We start from the raw sequence: 4,773 nt of genomic DNA on the forward strand, positions 1-4,773 counted from the left end.
GCGCTCGCGCAGGCGCTGCACCACGCCGCGCAGCAACTCGCGGGCCGCGCCCTCGGCCCCGTGCTCCCAGAGCCACTGGTAGTACTGCGGCGACGGCATGCCCGACGCATAGCCCGCGAAGGCATCGAGCCGCCGGAAGGTGTAGGGCACGATGTAAGAGCCAAATCGTGCCGATGCCTTAGTGGTAATTGGGTGGTTTGCTATATTTTTGATAGTGTCTTCGGGGTCTTCCGCAGGCTGCGGCGTTTCCGGCTCGCCGGTGGGCATCCCGCGCCAGAGCCGCGCGAGCGCGGGTGCGTGGTAGCCGCCGCACACCACCAGCACGGCGCCGCGGTCCTGCGCCATGGCCCAGGCGATCCAGCGCGCCATCATCTGTTCGCGCGCCTGGTTGCCGAGCGAACCCGCCTCCCCCTCGCCGCGCAGGTGGCCGAAGTACGTGGACAGGCGCAGCGCCAGGCCATCGCTGGCCTCCCAGCCGGCCTGCGCATCCTCCGGCCCTGCGTCTTCGAAGAGGTGGTCCCAGAGCGCGTCGCGGCCCTGCACCGCGAGCTGGTCCGCCAGCGCGCGCTCGTAGGCCTCGGCCCGCGCCTGGTGCTCGGCATCGGCCGCATCGGCGTAGCGGTTCTCGAGATGGGCGAACGCGTCGTGCCAGGCAGGCAGGTCGATGAAGCGCACCTGCGCGCCGGTTTCCCGCCCGGCCTGCAGCGCCTGCCATTCGGGCGAGTGATCGGCGAAGGGCGTCCACGATCCGCGGTGCGTGCCGCCGCGCGCCAGGTAGCTGTAGATCGCCACCGGCAGGCGGTGCGGCAGGTAAAGCTCGTCCAGCCGGTCGTTGAAATCCGCGGGCCCCTCGATCAGCACGAACGCGGGCCGCAGCGCCCGGATGCGCGCCGCCACCAGCCGCGCACAGGCGGGGCTGTGGTGGCGCACGCCGAGGATGACGGGGTCGGCGGGCGGCGCCGTGCCGGCCTTCACGGCAGCCGGTGGCGCGCTTCGTAGTACGCGCGCCAGTGCCCGCCCGTGCGCTTGGCGGCCTTTTGCTCGAAATAGCGGCGCAGCTTGGCGCGGTCGTCGGCGTTGTCCTTGACGATGGTGCCGGCGATGCAGTCCACCAGGTCGGCGGGCGAGCCCTCGCGCCGCTCCAGGAACCAGGCGCGCACGCCCACCGCGTGGGCCACGTTCACGGCCTCGGCGGTGGACATCACGGCGCTCAGGCGGTCCATGGCCGCATCGGGCGGCGCGCCGCGCTGGCCGTCGGCCGGTGCACCGCGCAGGTCTCGGAAGGTGGACACGAGCAGCTCCAGCACCGGCGCCGGCACGGCGTGCGGGATGCCGCTTTGCGCGAGCAGCCGCGCGCTGGCGTCCTGCACGAGCGACAGCTCCCGGTCGAAGTCGAGGATCGGGAAGACGGTCTCGAAGTCGAAGCGGCGCTTGAGCGCGGCGCTCATCTCGTTCACGCCGCGGTCCCGCGTGTTGGCCGTGGCGATGATGTTGAAGCCCTCGCGGGCGTAGAGCATGGCGTGTTCGCCCGCCAGTTCGGGCACCGCCATCACGCGGTCGGAGAGCATGCCCAGCAGGCAGTCCTGCACCTCCAGCGGCGCGCGCGTGATCTCCTCGAACCGCACGATGCGTCCCTGCTGCATGCCCTGGTAGAGCGGTGCGGGCACGAGCGCGCGCGGGCTGGGGCCTTCGTTGATGAGCAGGGCGTAGTTCCAGCCGTACTTGATCTGGTCCTCGGTGGTCGAGGCGCCGCCCTGGATGGTCAGCGTGGAGACGCCCGAGACGGCCGCGGCGAGCAGCTCCGACAGCAGCGACTTGGCCGTGCCGGGCTCGCCCACGAGCATCAGCCCGCGGCCGGTGGCCAGCGTGACCAGCATGCGTTCGATGCTTGCCACGGGCGCGACGATCTTGGGGGCGATGCCCAGCGCCGCATCGCCCAGGATGAAGGCCCGTGCGGCGCGCAGGCCCAGCGACCAGCCGGGCGGGCGCGGGTCCGTGTCCTGTGCGCGCAGGCGCTCCAGTTCCGCGGCATGGAGGATTTCGGAAGGCGGCCGCTGCAGCGGGACTCCCGCGGTTGCGGCTTCGCCGGGAGGTGGTGTCTTGCGGGAGATGGCCATGGTGCGGTCGGTCAGGGATGGGAAAGGCAGGGGGCAGCCATGCGATGGCCGGTCAGGCGCGAAGCCCCTCCAGGTCGCGGATCAGCTCGCTGGCGGAGATGGCGTCCAGACGGCCGATGGGCTCGGCATTCTGCAACTCGCCCCACGCGGAAGGCTTGCCCACCTGCACCTCGCCCAGTTCCTGCTCGGGGTACTCGTCCACCATGCCCACGATGATGCCGGGGTCCAGGTGCAACTCGATCACATGGGCGGCTCCCAGCGGCTTGGTGAAGTACCAGATGCCGCCGCCGTCCTGCGCCTGTCCGCGGCGCCAGCCCTTGTTGACCAGGCCCAGCACGCGGCCCGTGGGCACCTTGGCCTTGGTCCAGCGCGATAGCTTGATGTCCGCCTTCTCCGCCTCGGTCAGCGTGTAGGTGTCGCGGCCGATCTGCGGGAACGGCTGCAGCAGTTCGTAGTCCGCGAAGATCTGGCCGAAGGCCGCGGCGTCCTCGGGAGACAGTTCCAGCGCATGCGGAACGCCGATGCGCACCTGCGCGCCCTCCGGGATATCGAACGGGTCGTCCTCGGCCATGGTGGTGCTGCCGTCTTCCGCCACGCGAAAGCAGGCCGCGAGCCGGCCGCCGTAGCTGCCGCCATCTGGCACCTCGTACACCCCCCACACCAGGCGCTGCACGATGTGGCGCACGAGCGGGTGGCCGGCGAGGAAGGTGCGGAATACCTGCGGCGTCCAGCGCCGGCGCGCGCACATGGCCACCTCCAGGCGCAGCAATTGCTGGCTGGCGATGGTGCGCGCATCCTTCTTGAGCAGCTTGAAGCGCTCCACGGCCTGTGCCGAGAGGTCGGGGTCGTCGGTCTTCTTCGGCTTGGGCAGGTCCGGCAGGCGCGCGCCGTCGCTGCCGTCCCCCGAGACCTCGCGCACATAGGGTTTGAGCGTCTCGTCGAAGCCCACTTTGAAGGCCCTCGGACCGAAGTCGAGCCGCAGCGTGCCCTGTGCATCCAGGCCCAGGTCGGGCGCGAGGCGGTCCTCCAGTTCCTCCGGGCTCAGGCCCCGCGCCTCGGCGATGGCGGCGATCTTCTCGCGGGCCTTGTCCTGCAGGCCCTTGAACTTGATCTTTTGTGCGATGCCGTTGAGCAGCATCAGCGCGACGTCGGTGCCGATCTGCGCGAGCACGTCCAGCCCCGTGACGGCGCGCGCATGGGCCGACTCGCCGGGCCAGGCGCGGATGAAGGGCGTGAGCCGGCGGGCGGTGTCGTCGGTGCCCAGCAGGCCCAGCGCGGTCAGCGCCCAGCCGTCCTTCGACGGGCCGCCCGCTTCGAGCCAGGCGCCGAACGCATCCCATGCGAAGTCGGCCAGCGAATCGGGCGTGCAGGCCTCGCGCGCCACGGCGATGCCGGCATACACCTCCTCGCTCGTGGGGAAGGTCAGCATCTGGCCGAGCGCGTCGAGCGCTTCGTCGGGCAGCGCCTTGCCACGGCCCGGGCGTCCTGCAGCACCGGGCGGCGCCAGCCGCGCGGCTGCCAGAATTCGGGCAATTTGGCGCGCTTGGTCGGGAAGCGGTCCAGCGGGCTTTCGTCGAGCACGGTGCGCAGCGCCTGCAGGACCGCATCGTCACCGTAGCGGCCGGCCACCTCCATCAGGAGGGCCCCGTGGCCTTGCGCATGCAGCAGCCGCAGGGCGGCGCCCGCGCAGTCGCGCGCCTCGCCCGCTTTGCCCAGGGCCGGCGCGATGAGCGCGCAGGCCGCATGCTCGGGGTATTTCAGCAGCCAGGCGCGGCCGGTGTCGCGCGCGGTCTTGAGCTTGGCGAACGCGCGTGCGGCCGTGGGGGCGATCTCCACGGCACCGTAGTGCATCGCCCAGGCCAGGTTCTCGGCCGGCTTCGCGCGCACCATGGCAGCGAGCGCCGGCAGCGCGGGCAGGCCCAGCTTGGCGATGGCATGGCCCACGCCGTAGCCCTCGGCCTCGCCCGCCACGGCATTCCAGAACGGCACGGCAAGCGCTGGAGGCAGCGTGGCCGCGGCCACGCAGTCGAAGGAATACCAGTAGTAGCGCTCGCGCTTGCGCTCGGCCAGCATGGCGCGCCATGCCGCGATGAGCGCGTCGGCGTTTCCCGCCCGGATGGCGCGCGCGGCGTCCTCGGCCAGGGGGGCGAGCTGCTTTTTCCTGTTCGTGTCGAAGCCCAGCAGATCCACCATCTCCAGCACGTCCTGCGCCGCTTTCGCAAAGCGGTTGAGATGCCAGGAGTTGAGACGCTGCGCCTCTTCGCGTTCGCCCGGCGCCCATTCCTCGACGGGAGCCAGTGGCAGCGGCTCCAGCGCCAGCGCCGCCGCGGTCTTGCGCGCGGTCTTCGCAAGCCAGGGCGGATCGGCGAGCACGGCTGGCAATTCTTCGCGGGCGGCCACCTCGGCCGGGCCGGTGAGGAGGGCCAGCTGCCGGTCCACGGCGGCCTGCGCGGCGGCATCCAGCCAGGGGCGCAGCAGAGGCACGCTCTGACCGTGCGCACGCAGCAGGCGCGAGAGCATGGGCGTGAGCAGGCCCGCGTCCTTTCCGTCCGCGGCCACCAGCCGCGAGAGGGCCGCGATCGCCGCGAGCGGCCAGCGGTCCGCCGCCAGGGACAGGCGCGCCAGCGCGCCCTTGGAGCTGCTGGCGGCCTTGGCC

At 71.8% G+C, this 4,773-nt stretch carries 3 protein-coding genes and 1 pseudogene; all 4 read right to left on the reverse strand.

The features are described from left to right. The coding region (locus AC27IO_RS20495; protein ID WP_498740486.1) for a DUF5682 family protein at nucleotides 1-975 on the reverse strand (975 nt) is incomplete at its 3' end. Then, nucleotides 972-2,117, reverse strand: a complete 1,146-nt coding sequence (locus tag AC27IO_RS20500; RefSeq protein ID WP_284393350.1) for an ATP-binding protein — start codon at nucleotides 2,115-2,117, stop codon at nucleotides 972-974. The genes AC27IO_RS20495 and AC27IO_RS20500, both read right to left, overlap by 4 nt. 52 nt (nucleotides 2,118-2,169) lie before the next feature. Next, on the reverse strand, nucleotides 2,170-3,546 hold the full coding sequence (locus AC27IO_RS20505) for a DUF4132 domain-containing protein (protein ID WP_498740488.1): 1,377 nt from the start codon (nucleotides 3,544-3,546) through the stop codon (nucleotides 2,170-2,172). Then, nucleotides 3,540-4,773, reverse strand: a pseudogene (locus tag AC27IO_RS20510) (WGR and DUF4132 domain-containing protein); the annotation flags it as partial. The gene AC27IO_RS20505 and the pseudogene AC27IO_RS20510, both read right to left, overlap by 7 nt.

The sequence above is a fragment of the Acidovorax sp. KNOB132 genome, assembly GCF_057541515.1.

Excerpts from the sequence above, each read along its gene's own strand:
- AC27IO_RS20500 (WP_284393350.1), bottom strand. The coding sequence starts at position 2,117 with ATGGCCATCTCCCGCAAGACACCACCTCCCGGCGAAGCCGCAACCGCG.
- AC27IO_RS20505 (WP_498740488.1), bottom strand. The coding sequence starts at position 3,546 with ATGCTGACCTTCCCCACGAGCGAGGAGGTGTATGCCGGCATCGCCGTG.